Source organism: Peribacillus sp. NPDC058002 (assembly GCF_042886655.1).
GTDB classification, from domain to species: Bacteria; Bacillota; Bacilli; order Bacillales; family DSM-1321; genus Peribacillus; species Peribacillus aracenensis.
In genome coordinates this window covers 1-1052 of record NZ_JBHVQU010000544.1, presented here as the reverse complement: position 1 = coordinate 1052, position 1052 = coordinate 1, and the positions used below count along the sequence as shown (strand labels likewise).

The 1052-nt window shown below is 33.1% G+C and carries 2 protein-coding genes; one reads left to right on the top strand and one right to left on the bottom strand.

The genetic code is table 11. The features are described 5' to 3' along the window. A partial coding sequence (locus tag ACFVSH_RS27115) for a YkvA family protein (RefSeq protein WP_483878319.1) occupies positions 1–136 on the bottom strand: 136 nt, incomplete at its 3' end. Positions 137–389: 253 nt separating this feature from the next. Between ACFVSH_RS27115 and ACFVSH_RS26990 the strand changes: the two genes are divergently transcribed. Further along, on the top strand, positions 390–824 hold the full coding sequence (locus ACFVSH_RS26990) for a protein-tyrosine phosphatase family protein (RefSeq protein ID WP_387708915.1): 435 nt from the start codon (positions 390–392) through the stop codon (positions 822–824). Positions 825–1052 lie beyond the last annotated feature (228 nt).

Genomic DNA, 1052 nt, shown 5'->3' with positions numbered 1-1052 from the left:
GACTGAAAGCATAAGCTACAACACAAGCCGTAAATACTTTTGCATACCAAGGCACTCTTGGATCTTTACAAGCAAAGTAAAGGATAAAAATCTGACGTTTTAGATTCCTCGCCCAAGTTTTAATTTTTTTGAACATTTTATCTCCTAATAATCGTTAAGATTTTATTTTCAATATAACTAAATAAAATTTACTAAGAATTGTTATTTCAATAACCTGCCCCGATAGTTCCATAAGAAAAAGCTGCCTTAAAGACAGCTCTGATCCTCAGCAAACGCACCCGTTAGTTCATTAAGGAAATTCTGTAAAATGGCAAAATTAATTAGTAAGCCATTTCATTAGATAAAACATAATATATTTCATCCCTAAAATGAAGTAGGTGGCAATGTAAATGGGTTTTGTGGAAATGATACGAGGGCGATTGTACATTGGAGGACAAATTTCTCCCGATGATTGGGGGTTTGTTCAAAGAAATATATCAGTCATAGTGAACCTACGTACTAAACCTGACCGCCCTCCATTTGATTTTTCAAGAAGAATAATGATATGGGTTCCTCTTACTATTCGGGTAACTCCCAGTTTAGAATTGGTCGATAACCTGATGAAACAGATTAATCAATTGTTTGACCAGGGCTATCGAATATTAATACACGATACTTTAGGAATACAACGATTGGGCTTTGTCATTACTGCATTTTATATGCGAAAATATAGATTAAATCGAGAAGAAGCCCTTTACGTTGTTAAACAAAAAAAACCTGATATAAAACCCACTGAAAATTATATGGAATTACTAACTCAGTATGAAAAATATTTAAACCTGTAAGAAAAAGACCAATGATTGATCATTTTTGTGTTCCTTAATGAATTAACGCACCCGTTAGTTGCATAAGAAAAAGCTGCCTTAAAGACAGCTCCGATCCTAAGCTAAAGCACCTGTTAGTTAAATTAGAATAGTGGTATTTCAATTCCCATTTATGTCATTGAAGATATATAAACCTACACCCAATATAAAAATAAGAATAAACATAATCCACTTTGTATAATACCAGCC

Bases quoted from the DNA above. Each gene is read 5' to 3' on its own strand.
- ACFVSH_RS26990 (WP_387708915.1), top strand. From the start codon at position 390: ATGGGTTTTGTGGAAATGATACGAGGGCGATTGTACATTGGAGGACAA.